The 16717-nt window shown below is 64.2% G+C and carries 17 protein-coding genes; 5 read left to right on the forward strand and 12 right to left on the reverse strand.

The window, feature by feature from the left end:
- Window positions 1–127: 127 nt before the first annotated feature.
- The 3 genes from NCS03_RS02595 to NCS03_RS02605 all read left to right on the forward strand — a co-directional run bounded on the left by NCS03_RS02595 (window position 128) and on the right by NCS03_RS02605 (window position 3188).
- Window positions 128–1462: an MFS transporter gene (locus NCS03_RS02595; protein ID WP_008351418.1), complete on the forward strand. Its 1335-nt coding sequence runs from the start codon at window positions 128–130 to the stop codon at window positions 1460–1462.
- Window positions 1463–1811: 349 nt separating this feature from the next.
- Window positions 1812–2636: a ferritin-like domain-containing protein gene (locus NCS03_RS02600; RefSeq protein WP_008351417.1), complete on the forward strand. Its 825-nt coding sequence runs from the start codon at window positions 1812–1814 to the stop codon at window positions 2634–2636.
- Between the two features lie 39 nt (window positions 2637–2675).
- Window positions 2676–3188 carry a PNPOx family protein gene (locus NCS03_RS02605; RefSeq protein WP_244807699.1) on the forward strand — a complete coding sequence of 171 codons (513 nt, stop codon included), beginning with the start codon at window positions 2676–2678 and terminating at the stop codon, window positions 3186–3188.
- Window positions 3189–3203: 15 nt separating this feature from the next.
- On the opposite strand, the gene NCS03_RS02610 is transcribed toward NCS03_RS02605, so the two are convergent.
- The 4 genes from NCS03_RS02610 to NCS03_RS02625 form a co-directional block, all read right to left on the reverse strand.
- The gene (locus NCS03_RS02610) at window positions 3204–4712 is read right to left on the reverse strand and encodes a DEAD/DEAH box helicase (protein ID WP_175979824.1); all 1509 of its coding nucleotides are present in this window, start codon (window positions 4710–4712) and stop codon (window positions 3204–3206) included.
- Window positions 4713–4948: 236 nt separating this feature from the next.
- On the reverse strand, window positions 4949–5569 hold the full coding sequence (trhA, locus tag NCS03_RS02615; protein WP_008351409.1) for a PAQR family membrane homeostasis protein TrhA: 621 nt from the start codon (window positions 5567–5569) through the stop codon (window positions 4949–4951).
- 92 nt (window positions 5570–5661) lie between these two features.
- The gene (locus NCS03_RS02620) at window positions 5662–6960 is read right to left on the reverse strand and encodes a c-type cytochrome (RefSeq protein ID WP_008351407.1); all 1299 of its coding nucleotides are present in this window, start codon (window positions 6958–6960) and stop codon (window positions 5662–5664) included.
- A 21-nt stretch (window positions 6961–6981) separates the two neighbouring features.
- Window positions 6982–7728, reverse strand: coding sequence for a c-type cytochrome (locus NCS03_RS02625; protein WP_008351405.1), 747 nt, complete (start codon window positions 7726–7728; stop codon window positions 6982–6984).
- Between the two features lie 461 nt (window positions 7729–8189).
- Between NCS03_RS02625 and NCS03_RS02630 the strand changes: the two genes are divergently transcribed.
- The gene (locus NCS03_RS02630) at window positions 8190–9122 is read left to right on the forward strand and encodes a CopD family protein (protein WP_250507193.1); all 933 of its coding nucleotides are present in this window, start codon (window positions 8190–8192) and stop codon (window positions 9120–9122) included.
- A gap of 18 nt (window positions 9123–9140) precedes the next feature.
- Here NCS03_RS02630 and NCS03_RS02635 read toward each other — a convergent pair whose 3' ends face one another.
- From NCS03_RS02635 to hda, 7 genes are all read right to left on the reverse strand, one after another.
- Window positions 9141–9440 carry a hypothetical protein gene (locus NCS03_RS02635; protein ID WP_008351402.1) on the reverse strand — a complete coding sequence of 100 codons (300 nt, stop codon included), beginning with the start codon at window positions 9438–9440 and terminating at the stop codon, window positions 9141–9143.
- Window positions 9441–9550: 110 nt separating this feature from the next.
- Window positions 9551–10366: a 3-methyl-2-oxobutanoate hydroxymethyltransferase gene (gene panB, locus NCS03_RS02640; protein WP_034470688.1), complete on the reverse strand. Its 816-nt coding sequence runs from the start codon at window positions 10364–10366 to the stop codon at window positions 9551–9553.
- A gap of 38 nt (window positions 10367–10404) precedes the next feature.
- Entirely contained in the window at window positions 10405–11085 is a 681-nt protein-coding gene (locus NCS03_RS02645) for a deoxynucleoside kinase (protein WP_008351398.1), read from the reverse strand.
- A complete protein-coding gene (gene folK / locus NCS03_RS02650) occupies window positions 11082–11636 on the reverse strand; it encodes a 2-amino-4-hydroxy-6-hydroxymethyldihydropteridine diphosphokinase (protein WP_250528721.1) in 555 nt (184 codons plus the stop codon). Before folK ends, NCS03_RS02645 begins: the two co-directional genes overlap by 4 nt.
- Window positions 11637–11714: 78 nt before the next feature.
- A complete protein-coding gene (gene pcnB, locus NCS03_RS02655; protein ID WP_034470693.1) occupies window positions 11715–13292 on the reverse strand; it encodes a polynucleotide adenylyltransferase PcnB in 1578 nt (525 codons plus the stop codon).
- Window positions 13285–13971, reverse strand: a complete 687-nt coding sequence (locus NCS03_RS02660) for a histidinol-phosphatase (protein ID WP_008351393.1) — start codon at window positions 13969–13971, stop codon at window positions 13285–13287. The genes pcnB and NCS03_RS02660 overlap by 8 nt, the downstream gene beginning before the upstream one ends.
- Window positions 13972–13982: 11 nt before the next feature.
- On the reverse strand, window positions 13983–14777 hold the full coding sequence (gene hda, locus NCS03_RS02665) for a DnaA regulatory inactivator Hda (protein ID WP_008351391.1): 795 nt from the start codon (window positions 14775–14777) through the stop codon (window positions 13983–13985).
- 250 nt (window positions 14778–15027) lie between these two features.
- On the opposite strand from hda, the gene purM reads away from it, so the two are divergent.
- Window positions 15028–16083 carry a phosphoribosylformylglycinamidine cyclo-ligase gene (gene purM, locus NCS03_RS02670; RefSeq protein ID WP_250528722.1) on the forward strand — a complete coding sequence of 352 codons (1056 nt, stop codon included), beginning with the start codon at window positions 15028–15030 and terminating at the stop codon, window positions 16081–16083.
- A gap of 63 nt (window positions 16084–16146) precedes the next feature.
- Here the strand turns inward: purM and NCS03_RS02675 are convergent, their stop codons facing one another.
- Complete coding sequence (locus NCS03_RS02675) at window positions 16147–16584, reverse strand: hypothetical protein (protein ID WP_250528723.1); 438 nt, start codon at window positions 16582–16584, stop codon at window positions 16147–16149.
- Window positions 16585–16717: the final 133 nt, after the last annotated feature.

Consider the following 16717-nt stretch of genomic DNA (forward strand, 5'->3'; position numbering starts at 1 on the left):
TCGGCCGGTCTCCGTCGATAAAAAACCACGCATCCGATCGCCGCAATTGTGCAGGCGAGGGGGCTGCGCGCCCGCGCCTCGTGGCCTCGGTCCGACATCACGACATGGAAGCGGGATAGGAGAAATCATGAATGAACGCGTGTATCAAGGCGCTGCTCCGACGCAGGCGCAAACGCCCGCGCCGCACCCGGCGCCATCCAAGGCGATGATCCGCCGCATCGTGTTCTCGTCGTCGATCGGCAACGCGCTCGAGTGGTTCGACTTTCTCGTCTATGGCTATTTCGCGACGGTCATCGCGAAGGCGTTCTTCCCGTCGAATGACGAATGGCTCTCGACGATGCTTGCCATCGGCACGTTCGGCATCTCGTTCCTGATGCGCCCGCTCGGCGCGATCGTGCTCGGCATCTACGGCGACCGCAAAGGGCGCAAGGCCGCGCTCACGCTCGCCATTCTGCTGATGATGGTCGGCACGCTCACCATGGCCGTGATGCCTTCGTATCAGCACATCGGAATCGCCGCGCCGCTTTTGATCTTGCTCGCGCGTCTCGTGCAGGGCTTCGCGGTCGGCGGCGAGTTCGGCAGCGCGACCGCGTTCATGGTCGAGCACAGCGAAGCGCGGCGCGGCTACTACGCGAGCTGGCAGTTCGCGAGCCAAGGGCTTGCCGCGATCATGGCCGCGGCGTTCGGCTCGGTACTCAGCGCCTGGCTGCCGCAGCCGCAACTCGAAAGCTGGGGCTGGCGCATTCCGTTTGTCTTCGGTCTGCTCGTCGGGCCGGTTGGCTATTACATCCGCTCGCATCTGGACGAAACGCCGGAGTTTCTCGCGACGCGCTCCGCGCAGAAGGCGAGCGCGCCAGGCGTGTCGTTCGCGAATCAATGGCTGAATCTTTTGCTGGCCGTGGGCATCGTCGCGCAATCGACGGTCGGCGTGTACGTCCTGCAACTCTATATGCCGCTGTACGCAGTCAAGCAGTTGCACCTGCCGGCGACCGCATCGTTCGCCGTCGTGGTGCTCAATGGCGGACTTCAGTTCATCTTCTCTCCGTTGATGGGCGCGCTCTCCGACCGGCTCGGGCGCATCCGCATCATGCTCGGTACATCGATTTTCATGGGCGTCACGATTTATCCGATGTTTGCGTGGCTGCAAGCGCATCCGACAGTCGCGTCGCTGGTCGTTCTCCAATCGGTCGCGGGCATTCTCAAGGCCGCGTATTCCGGTCCAATGCCCGCGCTTATGTCCGAAATCTTCCCGACTCGCGTGCGTTCGACGGGTCTTTCCATCGGCTATGCGCTCGGCGTCACGCTGTTTGGCGGTTTTGCGCCGACCATCGTGGAAGCCTTCATCCATGTCACGGGGGACAAGCTCGCGCCGAGTTACTACGTGTTGCTGGCTGCCGTCTTGTCGGGAATCTCGCTGGCGATCGTCGCCTGGCGCATGCGCGCGGCACGACGCGCAACGTAACGGCGCGCTGCGCGACGGCATCGCGCGAAACAATCGAGGCGGCTTCGGCCGCCTTTTGCATTTCGAACACGACGCAACCATATACAGAGCCGACCGGCATGAATAATGCTGCAGCGCACCGACGACTCGACCGAGCCAGATCGTAAGAATTTGGAACGCATGGAACTGGCGGGCCGCGGGTGAGTCTGTCCCCATGTCTGCAAACTCATTGCAGGGCGGCTAAGATGAAAACAAGCCGCTGACACTTGAAGTCAACAGCGCCGGGGTCGATCCAATCACGGCGTCGCCTGAACCTCGGCCGTTTCTCATCGGCCGATGGCGCGTTCAGTCCAGCCAGGGAGCGCGATATATGCATACGGACAGTACACATGTGATGCCTTGGCGCATCGAAGACATCGATCTCACGCGAATCGATCGTCAGAAGGCGGCATCCAACGAGCACCTTCTCTTGTTGTTGTGCGCCTGCTCGTTCATCGAGAGCGGGACGGACCTCTATACGAGCAATCTCAGCAAGTATTTTCACGACGATCCCGAAATCTCGGCGTGGCTCAACAACGAATGGGAGCCCGAAGAGATGCAGCACGGCAGGGCGCTCAAGACCTACATCAACCATGTGTGGCCCGAGTTCGACTGGGACACTGCGTTCAGGAATTTCTTCGACGAATACTCGCTCACTTGTTCATACGAGGAGTTCGAGAAGAAGCGCGCGCTCGAGATGGTTGCGCGCTGCGTCGTCGAGACGGGAACGGCCACGCTTTATCGCGCGATCAACGATTGTTCGGATGAACCGGTGCTGAAGGAAATCACCGACAACATCCGCACGGACGAAGTGCGGCATTACAAGCACTTTTTCCATTTCTTCAAGAAGTGGAACAAGATCGAGGGCAATGGCCGCATGGCCGTGCTCGGCGCGCTCGTGCGGCGCGTCGTGGAACTGAAAAGCGAGGATTCGGAGATCGCGCTGCGGCACGTCTTCGCGATTCGTTATCCGGAGCGCGCGCAGGATGTCGAGTACAACCGCGAGCTCTCCGCGCGAGTGAATGCGCTCGTGCGGCGCAATCTGTCGGCGGATCAGGCCATCAAGATGCTGCTCAAGCCGCTCGATCTGCCCGCGCGCATTCAACCCGGCGTGCACTATCCGCTGTCGAAGATGACGCAGTTATTCTTCCGCTAACCTTGTTCGACGATGCCGGCGCAAAGCCGGCATCTTTTCATGACCGATCACAACACGCCCCGACCGTCGCTTTCGTCGCAATCCGTTTTCGATGAATGGCCGCCCGAGCTGCGCGCGCGCTTCGACGGCGCGCTCGCTCGCGCCGACGACGGCTTCACCGTTTCGCTATGCGCGGCGGATGAGGCTCATCGCGTGCGAACCGCTTTGTTGAGCGCTGGTGAGCTGTACGCGCCGGATGCGCGCAGACTCGCGTTCGCGTTGTGGCCGTCGTCGCGGACGGCGCAGGCTGTCGCCGCGAGCGGACGCGCGACACTCGCCTTCGTATCCGATGAGGCGTTTTATCAAGTGCATCTGGACGTGCGTCGCGTGCCGCTCGACGATGTGCCGCTCGCGTGCTTCGTCGGCACGATCGAGAGCGGTGAGGTTCAACGGGTGGGATATGCGCGACTCACGAACGGAATCGCCTTCGAACTGACCGAAGCGCAATCGGCGCTCGCGCGCTGGCGCGAGCAACTCGACTGGCTGAAGCGGGCGGCGAGCGTCGCCGCCTGAATCACGACAGATGCATCAACGGCTGCGATCGCCCGATCGCAATGCGTCGCGCCGTCCGCCGAGCAATGCGCCGGGATTGCCGCCAGGCTTGCGCGAGTTCGCGACCTGACCGGCCTGAACCGGCTCCTGACGACGCGGCGCGGAACCCGCGTTCACGTTCGGCTTGCTGTGAGTGCGCGCATCGCGCGAAGGCTGCGCGCCGCCGTTGTTCGGCTTCGCCGGACGCGCGCCGCGTGCATCGCCGTTCGGACGGCCGCCTTCGCGGCGTGCTTCGCCACTCGAACGTCCCTCGCCGTTACGCGGATTCTGGCGTCCCTGACCTTGACCTTGTCCCTGGCCGCGTCCTTGACTGCGGCGCTGGATCGGCTCCGGCTTCGCGTTCGGATCCGGCTCGAAGCCGGGAATCACTTCGCGCGGAATCGGCCGCTTGATGAGGCGCTCGATGTCCTTCAGCAGTTGATGCTCGTCCACGCACACCAGCGACACCGCTTCGCCTTCCGCGCCCGCGCGACCCGTGCGGCCGATGCGATGCACATAGTCTTCCGGCACGTTCGGCAAATCGAAGTTGACGACGTGAGGCAACTGATCGATGTCGATGCCGCGCGCCGCGATATCGGTGGCGACGAGCACCTGCAGCGTCTCGGCCTTGAATTCGCCGAGCGCGCGCGTGCGGGCCGACTGGCTCTTGTTGCCGTGAATCGCGAGCGCGCTGATGCCGTCTTTCGTGAGCTGCTCGGCGAGCCGGTTCGCGCCGTGCTTCGTGCGCGTGAACACGAGCACCTGGAACCAGTTGTTGCCGCGGATCAGATGCGTGAGCAACTCGCGCTTGCGATCGCGATCGACCGGATGGATCTTCTGATCGACGGTCTCAGCCGTCGTATTGCGGCGCGCGACTTCGATCAGCGCGGGCGAATCGAGCAGGCTGTCGGCGAGCGCCTTGATCTCGTCGGAGAAAGTCGCCGAGAACAGCAGGTTCTGGCGCTTCGCCGGCAGGCGCGCGAGCACGCGCTTGATGTCGTGGATGAAGCCCATGTCGAGCATGCGGTCGGCTTCATCGAGCACGAGAATTTCGAGCTGCGAAACGTCGATCGTCTTTTGCTGCATGTGATCGAGCAGACGTCCCGGCGTCGCCACGACGATATCGACGCCGCGCTTCAACGCGTCGATCTGCGGATTGATGCCGACGCCGCCGAACATCACCGTCGACTTGAGCTTCAGATATTTGCCGTACGCGCGCACGCTTTCTTCGACCTGCGCGGCGAGTTCGCGCGTGGGCGTGAGGATGAGCGCGCGCACCGGACGCTTGGCGCCACCCGTGACGGGCGCGAGTTGCGACAGGCGCTGCAGGATAGGCAGCGTGAAGCCGGCGGTCTTGCCGGTGCCCGTCTGCGCGCCCGCGAGCAGATCGCCGCCTTTCAGAACGGCAGGAATCGCCTGAAGCTGGATCGGAGTGGGACTGGAATAGCCGAGTTCGTTGACGGCGCGAAGCAGAGGTTCGGACAGGCCGAGTGAATCAAAGGACATAAATTGGATGCTTATTCGTTGTGTCGAACGGCGCGCATGCGAATGGGCCACGGCGAAAAGTTTCGGCCGGCAGAGCGCATGTGCATCGCTCGAAGGAAAATCGGGCGGCGGGCCAGTTGGCGATCAGCGATCGCCGGGCGTTGCCGCGAGGTTCGACGTGCTATCAAGACACGTCATCTGGCGCTTAGTTGCATCGATGGACACTTCGACGCTGCGGCACCCGTTCCAGCCGGCGCTCACGCGACATAGCGCGCGACGCTCACGAACTGGCACAGGCTGCCCGCGAGCACGAACAGATGCCAGATGCCATGTCCGTGCCGGATGCGCTCGTCGTTGATGAAAAACCAGATGCCCGCGGTGTACACGACGCCGCCCGCCACCAGCCACGCGGTTCCCGCGGGCGGCAGCGCCGTCACGAGCGGATGAATGGCTACGAGCGCGAGCCATCCCATCAACACGTACAGCACCATCGAAACGCTGCGGGTTCGCCGCCCGAGCGTGAGTTCCTGCACGATCCCGAGCGCGGCGAGCCCCCAGCTCACGCCGAAGAGCGACCAGCCCCAGGGACCGCGCAAGGTCACTAGTGTATACGGCGTGTAGCTGCCGGCTATCAACAAGTAGATGGCCGAGTGATCGCACTTCTGCAGTATCGCTTTCATGCGCGGCGAGCGCGCGCAGTGATACAGCGTGGAGATCACGTAGAGCGCGCAGAGCATCGCGCCGTACACCGCGAAGCTCACGACCTTGTACGCGTCACCGTCGAGCGCGCCCATCGTGACGAGCGCAGCCAGACCCGCAACCGACAGCAGCGCGCCGATCAAATGGCTGATGCTGTTGAAACGCTCGCCGACATGCATATCGAATTCACCAAAAGACAAGGGGCGCGGCCACGAAGGCTGCGCCCCATATGCGTATTGTACGCTGTCCCGGCGAAGGACCTATGAAGCCATCAGTCGAGCGGCGCCGAACGCAGGTTGCTCACCTGCTGCGGCGACACCGGCGTGCCGTGGTTGCCCCACGACATACGGATGTACGTCACGACTGCGGCGACTTCCGTATCCGACAGCGACTGTGCGAACGGCGGCATACCGTGCGGCATCGGGTTGCCTTCCGTACTCGGCGGATAACCGCCGTTCAGCGTCATACGGATCGGGTTGACGGCCGATTGCATCTGGATCGACTGGTTGTTCGCGAGCGGCGGGTATGCAGGCGGCTTGCCGAGACCGTTCTCCGCGTGGCACTTCGCGCAGTTTTCGGTGTAGACCTTCTTGCCGAGCGTGAGCAGTTCGCCGCCGAACTTCTCGGACGTCTCCAGCTGCATGACTTCCGGCGCTTCCTTCTTTTGCGGAATCGACTTGAGATACGTGGAGATCGCGTTGATGTCCGCGTCGGTCATGTACTGCAGGCTGTTGTGAACCACTTCCGCCATCGGGCCGAACACCGCGCCGCGCTGCGACACGCCGGTCTTCAGCAGATCGTTGATGTCCTTCAGGTCCCAGTCGCCCAGACCGGCTTCCTTGTTCGACGTCAGCGACGGCGCGTACCAGTTCTGCAGCGGGATGAGGCCGCCGGCGAAGGCCGCCGAGCTGACCGGGCCGCCCATCGCGTTGATCGACGTGTGGCACATGCCGCAGTGACCGAGGCCTTCGACGAGATACGCGCCGCGGTTCCATTCGACCGACTTGGTCGGATCCGGCTTGTACTCGCCTTCCGAGAAGAACAGCGTGCGCCAGCCGATCAGCAGGTTGCGGTTGTTGAACGGGAAGCGCAGTTCATGCGGACGGCTCGGTTCGGAAACCGGCGGCACCGAGCGCAGATACGCGTAGATCGCGTCCGAGTCCGCGCGCGTGACCTTCGTGTAGCTCGTGAACGGGAAGCCCGGATAGAGCAGCGAACCGTCTTTCGAGCGGCCCGTGTGCATCGCGCGATAGAAGTCGTCGGAGGTCCACTTGCCGATGCCGTATTGATCGTCCGGCGTGATGTTCGGCGTGAACATCGTGCCGAACGGCGTGGCCATCGGCAGGCCGCCGCCGAATTCCTTGCCGCCGCGAACCGTGTGGCACGCGATACAGTCGCCGGCGCGGGCGAGGTACTCACCTTGTTTGATGAGCGCGGCTTTGTCGGCAGGCGTCGCCGCGATGGCGCCGCCCGAATGCAGGTTGTCGCCGCCCGACCAGAGGACGGCGCCGGCTGCGACGGCTGCCACCACGACAGCCGAGGAAAGTGCGAACAGGGACTTGCGTTTCATTGTGTTGTCGCTCCAGACGCCTTATTGCGGTTCGCTGCCGCACTTGAGCGGCATCTTCAACGAGCCAGCGGGCGCGGGCACCGGGTTGGCGGGTGCGGTTTGCGTAGAGAGCCATGCGGCGACGGCGGTCACGTCGTCGTCCGTCAGGCGCGAGGCGATCTGCTGCATGCAATCGGGCGCCTTCGCGTGACGCGTGCCCGACTTCCATGCGCCGACTTGCGCGCTGATGTAGTCCGAATGCAGGCCGACGAGACCCGGGATGGCCGGCTGCATGCCGGTCAGACCCTTGCCGTGGCAGGCCGCGCACGCGGGAATGTTCTTCGATGCATCGCCGTTCAGCACGAGCTGCTGGCCGCGCGCGAGCGTCGTGGCCGACACGTTCGACTTCACGGGCGTCGGATACGGCGGGCGCTGGTTCGAGAAGTACGTCGCGATCTGATGAAGGTAATCGTCCGAGAGATACGTGACGAGGTAGTTCATCGGCGGGTACTTGCGCCGCCCTTCGCGGAAATTCTGGAGCTGGTTGTACAGATAGTCGGCAGGCTTGCCGGCAAGACGCGGGAAGTAATCGTTGTCCGTGCCTTCACCGTGAACGCCGTGGCACGCGGTACAGCCTTGCACGCGCGCGGCCATCGTGTCCGGTGCGATCGGCTGGTTCTGCGCCTGCGCGGCGGAGCTGAAAACGCCAGCGCTGCCTACCAGAGCCGAGGCAAAAGCCATAGCGAGCAGCGGACGAAAAATGCGTCTTGAAAACACGCGACACTCCATGAAATTCGGGGACCTGCCGAGCTTCGTGCGGCTCGGTGCGAAGGTGGCGAACCACGGCCACGCAGGGGGCGGTGGGTGGCGGACCACGGCCACAGCGGCTCGACGAGCCTCTGATGCGACGCGGCATTCTATCATCGATGCATGATGATGACTATTTGACACAATCTCGCTCTAAGTCCCGCTGCAGCGCATTCGCGACAATATGCCGCGCGGCTATTGACCACCCGCGACGAACTTCCTAGGCGCGTGTGGTTCATTGCCTCTCGACAAATATTCGACTCGATGCGAGACGCCCGATCGACGTGCTTCATGCAGTTTCGGAAGCGTCCGGCAAAAATTCAAGGCGTTTCGCTCGTGTTCGATGCTGTGCTGCACCGCGGACCTTCATTCAGACTCCGCAAAATTCCTTCGATGACCTTCCCTTTAGCAATGCGCGTTCACGCCGCGCCCGGTTCCGCATGATGAACGACGATCCTCTCTCGCTCGCGCAGACGGCCTTCGCCGCGCTCGCCGATCTGGCCTTCGCCTGCGTGCTCGGCGCGCTGCTGCTGAACGTGTGGCTGTCGCGCGAACAGGCGTTCGCGACCGTATCGCCCGCGCGGCGCGGCTGGTTGCGGGCGGCGCGCGGCGGTCCGATCGCAGCCATCGCGCTCGTTCTGTGCAACTTCGCTTCGTTGTGGCTGCAGGCGGCGGCGATGAGCGGCGCGCCGATCGTGCAGGCGGGCGGCGCGTTGTGGCTCGTCGCGACGGGCACGCACGCGGGCATCGGCTGGTCGGTGGCACTGGCGGGCAGCGTGCTGTTGCTGCTCGCGTCGGCGGGCGGCGGCGCGCTTTCCGGTACGCGGATCGGCATGGCGCTCGTTGCCGCGCTGATCGTCGCGGCGGGCAAATCGGCGATCGGCCATGCCGCCGATGCCGGCGCGTTCTCGCTCGCCGAAGCGGTTCAGACGCTGCATCTGCTCGCGACGGCGGCGTGGGGCGGCATTGTGATCGCGGGTGCGTTCGTGTTGCCGGCGCTCGATACATCGCTTGCGCGCGCATATCTGATCCGCACGGTCGCGCGCATGTCGCGAGCGGCGTCGATCGCGGTCGCGTTCGTCGTGCTGACGGGCGTGTTCAACGCGTGGCGCGGCATCGGCGGATCGGCCGCGGTGCTGACCGCGAGCGCGTGGGGTCATGCGTTGATCGTGAAGATGCTGCTGGTTGCGGCGGCGCTCGCGCTCGGCGCGCTCAACCGCTGGTCGGCGTTGCCGCGCCTGTCGCGCTCGGCATCGACGATGGACGCGCATACGGTCATCAACGTGATGCGCGTCGAAGCGCTGATGATGGCGGGTGTGTTCGTGGCGGCGGCGGTGCTGTCGCACAGCGTGCCGGGTTCGTCGCTCGCGGGATGAAAACGGCGACGCGCGGCGTTACTCGTAGCCGAGCCTGTGACTGACGATCGGCGCGCAAAACAGCGCAACCGCGCAGCCGATGATCTTGCCCTGCAACTCGACGAACGCCGTATGCGAACCGCCGACGAAGATCACTTCGACCAGTTGCGGCAGGCAGAACACGACCGCCGCACCGATGAACCAGCGCGTCACGGCCGCGATGCGCCAGCCGCGCTGCGCCCCGATTCCCGCGGCCACCACGCGCGCCACGCCCAGCGCGACGAGCGAGCCGACCGCGAGCTGGGCACGGACGTATTCATCGGGAAGGACCTGCCACATGATTGTTCTCGCTTTTTTGGTGACTATCGGCAGCGTATGCGCAAGAAGCTCGCCAGTATGTACGAGAAAACGCAGATCGTGAAGCGCGGCCCGCGCGGGGCCGCATTCGCTCAGAACGTGTGCTCCGGCCCGGGAAAACTGCCGTCCTTCACCGCGCGCACATAGGCTTCGACGGCGGCGAAAATGTTCGGCTGACCCTGCATGAAATCCTTGACGAAGCGCGGCCGCTTGCCGTGAAAGATGCCGAGCATGTCGTGCAGCACGAGCACTTGTCCGGAACAGTCGACGCCCGCGCCGATGCCGATCGTCGGAATCGCGAGCGCTGCGGTCACTTCGCGCGCGAGCAACGTCGGCACGGCTTCGATCACGAGCAGTTGCGCGCCGGCTTCCTGCAGCGCGATGGCGTCGCGCTTCATCTGCTCGGCCGCCGCTTCGGACTTGCCCTGCACCTTGAAGCCGCCGAATGCGTGCACCGATTGCGGCGTGAGACCGACGTGCCCGCACACCGGAATCGAGCGCTCGACGAGAAAGCGCACGGTATCCGCGAGCCATTCGCCGCCTTCGATCTTCACCATCTGCGCGCCCGCGCGCATCAGTTGCACGGCGTTCGCATAGGCGTCTTCCTTCGAGCCGATGGTGCCGAACGGCATGTCCGCGACGATCAGCGCGCTGCGATTGCCGCGCGCGACCGACGCCGTGTGATACGCGATGTCCGCGAGCGTCACTGGCAGTGTCGTGTTGTGGCCTTGCAGCACATTGCCGAGCGAGTCGCCGATCAGCATGACATCGACGCCCGCGCGTTCGAGCAGCGCGCTGAAGCTCGCGTCGTAACACGTGAGCATCGCGATGCGCTCGCCGTTTTCGCGCATGGTCTGGAGCTTGGGGACGGTGATCGTCGCGCGATTCGTTTCCTGCAGATACGTCATGGTCGTTTCACTGAAGAGAGCGTGGCCGGGCTGCGAATTCAGACCGATACGCCTTTGACAAAGAATTCCTTGCGCCCGCGCATGGCGCCGATGCGCTCGATCAGAAGCGCGAGGTCGTCATCCGAGGCGAGCGGGTTCAGGTGCTCCGCGTTCACCGTGAGCAACGGCGTCGCGTCGTAGTGATAGAAGAAGTCGTTATAAGCATCGCAGAGCGCGCGCAGATACGAATCGGAAATTTGCAGCTCCATCGGCAGCGCGCGCTTCTGGATGCGCGAAAAAAGCACTTCCGGACTCGCCTGCAGATAGACGACGAGATCGGGTGCGGGCGCGCTCGCATGAATGCGCGAGGCGATGTCCTTGTAGAGCTGGAACTCGTCGTCGGGCAGGGTGAGGCGCGCGAAGAGCTCGCTCTTCTGCGTGAGAAAGTCGGTCATCAGCGCGGCGCCGCTCGTGACGATATCGGCGGCTTCCTGCGTCTGCGATGCGCGCTGCAACGCGAAGCTCAACTGCGTGGCGAGCGCGTGCCGCGTGGTGTCGCGATAGAAGCGCTCGAGAAACGGATTGTCCTGCGGGCGCTCGAACAGCGTGCGCATCGACCACCGTTCGGCGAGCAGCGTCGCGAGCGTGGTCTTGCCGACGCCGATCGGCCCTTCGATCGCGATGTAACGATGCGGCGGCCGCAGTTGAGGCGCGGTGACGGTGAGTGGCGGAACGCTCATCGGCAGTCTGTCTTCGTGGAAGGGGTGTCGGTTGCGTTGGAGCCGCGCGGTTGCGTCGCGACCATGCACTGACACGTCGCGACTTTCTCGATGCGCTGATCGGCGACGCCGTCGATGAACGCATCGGCGCGACCGCGTTGAGGAAGGATGAGATCCGGCTCGAGCTCGACGAGCGGCACGAGCACGAAGGCGCGCTCGGTCATGCGCGGATGCGGCACGACGAGATCGGCTTCGTCGATGCTCGATGCGCCGTACAGCAGGATGTCGAGATCGAGCGTGCGCGGCGCATTGCGATACGGCCGCTCGCGCCCGAACTGCAACTCGATGTGATGACACAGGCGCAGCAGCGATCGCGCGGGCAGGCTCGTTTCGAGCTTGACGACGCAATTGAAGTAATCGTCGCCCGATGAATCGATCGGCGCGGTGCGATAGACGCTCGATTTCGCGAGCACGGTGATCGTGTGCTGCTGGGCGAGACACACGACTGCGTCTTTCAGGGTCTGGCGCGCATCGCCGAGATTCGCCCCCAGGCCCAGATAAGCAATCGTCATGGCAGAAGTCCTACGCGTGGGTCACAGCGGAAAGCGGGAGAACAGGCTCGCTCTTCGCTACTGTAACCAAATCCGGCGTTACTCGTCGTCGGCGGCTTCGCGCCTGTTCGCCGCACTCGATACCGCGTCGTCATTGCCTGCCTGCGCGGCTTGCTCGTCCTGCGCGCCGGGTTCGCCCGAGCGACGCTTCGCGTTGCTGCGGCGCCGGCGCTTCTTCGGTGCGTTGCGATCCTTGCCGCCTTGCGACAGGAGTGCTTCGCGCTCGGCGTGATCGCCGTCGATGAAGTCGCTCCACCATTGGCCGATGGCCGCATCGAGCTCGCCCGATTCGCAACGCAACAGCAGGAAATCATACCCCGCTCTGAATCTTTGGTGTTCCAGCAGCTTCAGCGCGCTGCGGCCGCGTTTTTCCAGCCGATGCTGAAGACCCCAGATCTCGCGCATGTCGGACGAGTAGCGCTTGTGGATCGCGAGTTTCTCCGTCTGCATATCGAGGACATCGTCCATCGCGCGATGCAATGCGGGCACCGGATAGTCGCCGTTCGCGGTGTATTGCTGCCAGCGCGTCTGCACGTCGTGCCACAGGAGCGTCGCGAAGAGAAAGCCCGGCGACACGCCCTTGCCGGCGCGCACGCGCTCGTCGGTGCTGGTGAGCGCGAGCGTGACGAACTTCTCGCCGTGCGGCTGTTCGAGCACGACATCGAGCAGAGGCAACACGCCGTGATGCAGCCCTTCCTGACGCAGCCGCGTGAGACACGCGAGCGCATGGCCGGACAAGAGCAGCTTCAGCATCTCGTCGAAGAGACGCGCGGCCGGCACGTTGTTCATCAGGTCGGCGAGATCCTTGATCGGCGCGCGCGTGGCTTCATCGATCTCGAAGCCGAGCTTCGCCGCGAAACGCACGACGCGCAGCATGCGTACCGGATCTTCGCGATAACGCGTGGCCGGATCACCGATCATGCGCAACAGGCGCGCGCGGATGTCGGCCATGCCGTCGTGATAATCCAGCACCGTTTGCGTGGCCGGATCGTAGTACATCGCGTTGATGGTGAAGTCGCGGCGCGTGGCGTCTTCGTGCTGCTCGCCCCAGACGTTGTCGCGCAGCACGCGGCCGCTCGCATCGACGGCGTGCGTGCGCGCATCGAGCTCGCCGCGCTTGAGGCGTCGCGGCGGTTCGGCGGAAGGCTCCGGCGGCGCGTCCATGAGCGCGCGGAACGTCGATGTCTCGATGATCTCCTGCCCGAACTGCACATGCACGATCTGGAAGCGCCGGCCGATGATGCGCGCGCGGCGAAAGAGCTTCTGCACCTGATCGGGCGTGGCGTCGGTGGCGACGTCGAAGTCTTTCGGCGCGACGCCGAGCAGCAGGTCGCGCACCGCGCCGCCGACGATGAACGCGCGATGCCCGGCCTGCTGCAGGCCGTCGGTCACGCGTATCGCGTTCTTCGAGATCAGCGAAGGATCGATGCCGTGAATCTCCGACGACAGGATGACCGGCACGTTCGGATCGCGCTTCACGGGCGCGGCGGCTTTCTTGCGCGTGCTCTTGCGAGCGGGTTTCGGCGCGGCTTCGGAAGCAGCGGCGGGGATGTCGTGGCCTTCGTCGGCAGAGGCGGTTTCTTGCCCGAACAGCTTGCGGATGAGTTTTTTAATCACGAGTGTCGAACAGGTTCAGGATGCGCCAGCCTTTGGCTTGCGCGTGCGCGCGCAGGGTGTCGTCGGGATTGGTCGCGACCGGATCCGTGACGCGCTCGAGCAGCGGGATGTCGTTGTGCGAGTCGCTGTAGAAATAGCTGTGCTTGAAGTCGTCGAGCGTCTTGCCGAGCGTCGCGAGCCATTGCTCGACGCGCACGATCTTGCCTTCGCGATAACTCGGCGTGCCCGTCGGCCGGCCGGTGAGCGCGCCGAGCGGATGATCGTCGACCGTTTCGACTTCGCAGGCGATCAGCGTTTCGATGCCGAAGGCTTCGGCGATCGGCGCGGTGATGAACGCGTTCGTCGCGGTGACGAGGCAGCAGAGATCGCCTTCGTCCTGATGCTCGCGCACGAGCGTGACGGCGGCCGGCACGATGCGCGGGTTGATCACTTCGCGCATGAATTGCGCGTGCCAGTCGGTGAGCTGTTCGCGCGAGTATTTCGCGAGCGGGGCCAGCATCGCGTGCAGATACGCGTTGATGTCGAGCACGCCCGCCTTGTAATCGGCGTAGAAGGCGTCGTTCTGACGCGCGAAGGATTCCGCCTCGACGATGCCGAGCTTCACCATGAAGCGGCCCCATTCGTGGTCGCTGTCGGTGGGAATGAGCGTGTGATCGAGATCAAAGAGGGCAAGGTTCATGGGAGCGCATTCTACTTGAAGCGGGTCGGATCGTTGTCCGGCGCGGCGGGGCCGGATTCGGGGCCGTTCGGATCGGCGGGCGTTTCTTCCGGCGCCGATACGGGAACGAGGGGCGCGGCCCGGCCGGTTTGCTGGAGCATCGTGCGCAGCAGCGCTCGCGTCACCGCGCGCTTTTGTTCCAGGGAGAAGCGGTCGAGTTCGTCGAGCAGGGCCATGAGGCTCGGCATGTCGCGGCGAAAGTGCGTGAGCAGATAGGCGGGCACGTCGTCGGCGAGCACGATGCCGCGTTCGCGCGCCGCGTGCTTCAGCACCGATGCCTTCGCTTCGTCGGAAAGCGGCTGAAGATGGAACACGAGGCCCCAGCCGAGCCGCGTGCGCAGGTCTTCGCGGACCGTGAGCGCGAGCGGCGCGTCGTTGCCGGTGGCCACGAGCGCGCTCGCCGGATATGCGCGCACTTCGTTGAAGAGATTGAAAAGGGCGATCTGCTGCGCGGGGGAAAGGCGGTCGCAATCGTCGACGGCGTAAAGCGTCACGCGCGGATCGAACCCGAATGCGTTGAGCGCGCTCTGCGGGCCGAGATAGCGCGCATGGCCGTTCGCCTCGTGCGTGAGCGCCTGCAGCAGGTGGCTGCGGCCGCTGCCCGGCTCGCCCCACACGTAGAACGTGCGGTCGGCGACCGGCCCGGCCGCGAGCGCGCCTTCGAGTTCGCGCAGCCGCGCGATCAGTTCGTGATTGCCGGCGGCGAAAAAGTTATCGAAGGTGGCGGGCGGCGGCGTGCCCAGATCGAGCGTCAGTTGGCGTTGCACGGGAGATCGGTATCGTCGGGCCTTGAGTCGGGCGAATCTTGAAAACTGCCGGATGAGCTGCGGGTATACGCGCAAAGCCGCGGCGGACGGCCTTGCGCGCCAATGGCTCGGGCGCTTCTGAGATTGTCTGCGATCTCGAAAAAAGCGCCTTCGCGGATTCTGGCGTGCGCGGGAAAATCCGGCTGGCCGACCGTCGACGGGTCATCATCGGGTAAAATCGCATTTTACCGACCTTCTTGCTCCTCCCTCCATGAATCAACCGAAATCCGCACCGGACGCCCAAGGTTTGTCGTATCGCGACGCGGGCGTGGACATCGACGCGGGCGACGCGCTCGTCGACCGGATCAAGCCGTTTGCCAAGAAAACGTTGCGCGACGGCGTGCTGGGCGGCATCGGCGGATTCGGCGCGCTCTTCGAGGTGCCGAAGAAGTACAAGGAGCCGGTGCTCGTATCGGGCACGGACGGCGTCGGCACGAAGCTGCGCCTCGCGTTCACGCTGAACCGGCATGACACGGTCGGCCAGGATCTCGTCGCGATGAGCGTCAACGACATTCTCGTGCAGGGCGCCGAGCCGCTCTTCTTCCTCGATTACTTCGCGTGCGGCAAGCTGGATGTCGACACCGCGGCGGACGTCGTGAAGGGCATCGCCACGGGCTGCGAGCTGGCGGGCTGCGCGCTGATCGGCGGCGAGACGGCGGAAATGCCGGGCATGTATCCGGACGGCGAATACGACCTCGCGGGCTTCGCGGTCGGCGCGGTGGAAAAGAGCAAGATCATCGACGGCAGCACGATCAAGCCGGGCGATGTGGTGCTGGGCCTGGCATCGAGCGGCATCCACTCGAACGGTTATTCGCTGGTGCGCAAGATCATCGAGCGCGCGAATCCGGATCTCAACGCCGATTTCGACGGCCGAACGCTTGGCGACGCGCTGATGGCGCCCACGCGCATCTACGTGAAGCCGCTCTTGTCGGCGATGCAAAGCGTCACGGTGAAGGGCATGGCGCATATCACGGGCGGCGGTCTCGTCGAGAATATTCCGCGCGTGCTGCGCGATGGGCTGACGGCGGAGCTGGATCATCGCGCGTGGCCGCTGCCGCCGCTGTTCGCGTGGCTGCAGAAGCACGGCGGCGTCGCGGATGCGGAGATGCATCGCGTGTTCAACTGCGGTATCGGCATGGCGGTGATCGTTGCGGCGGAAGATGCCGATGCGGCAACCGGCCTGTTGTCGGGCGCGGGCGAGCAGGTGTGGAAGATCGGCGTCGTGCGCGAGAGCAAGGAAGGTGAGGCGCAGACGGTGGTGGTTTGATAGTGCCGTTGTCGCGCTGATAAGAAAGACCCTCGCGGAGTGCGAGGGTTTTTTGTTTGGGGATTACATCGGCCGCACGTAAGGCGACCGAATTTGCTGCGGATTCGGCCCCAGTTGCGTGAGGAGGAAGTCCATAGCTGTCTTGTTATAGGCCGGTCTTGGATCGACGTGCGAAACGCCGTTGGGCAGGTAAGGCGGGCGCAATCCGGGTGTAAGCAACTCGCCCTTGTACAACGCGCCGTTGTATTCGACGATCCAGTTCGCGCTCTCCGTGAGCAGCCCGATAGAGGTCCCCCGCACCCACATGTAGCGATGGCCGCCAAACGATTGGATTTCTCGCTTGTACCACGCGCTCAATTGATCGAGCGTGCGTGGGTCGCTGTATTTTTCGGATAGATCGACCCGAAGGAGCGTCGTAAGCGCCTCGTAGCGCGGCACGTACATCTTCGAGCCAGGTGGCATCAACGCTGTATCGCCGGACGGAAACGACAGCCGCGGCATCAGGAGCGTTAAAGTGTCCTTCCTGCCTTGGAAGCTTTCGGCCGCGGCCGTGACTGTCTGACATTGGCAAGCCCGTGGCGCAGTGGCGCCGCTCAGCGAAGCCTTTTGATACTGAGCTTATAGAACGATCGTG

Source organism: Caballeronia sp. ATUFL_F1_KS4A (assembly GCF_023630905.1).
In the GTDB taxonomy this organism is placed as follows: domain Bacteria; phylum Pseudomonadota; class Gammaproteobacteria; order Burkholderiales; family Burkholderiaceae; genus Caballeronia; species Caballeronia zhejiangensis.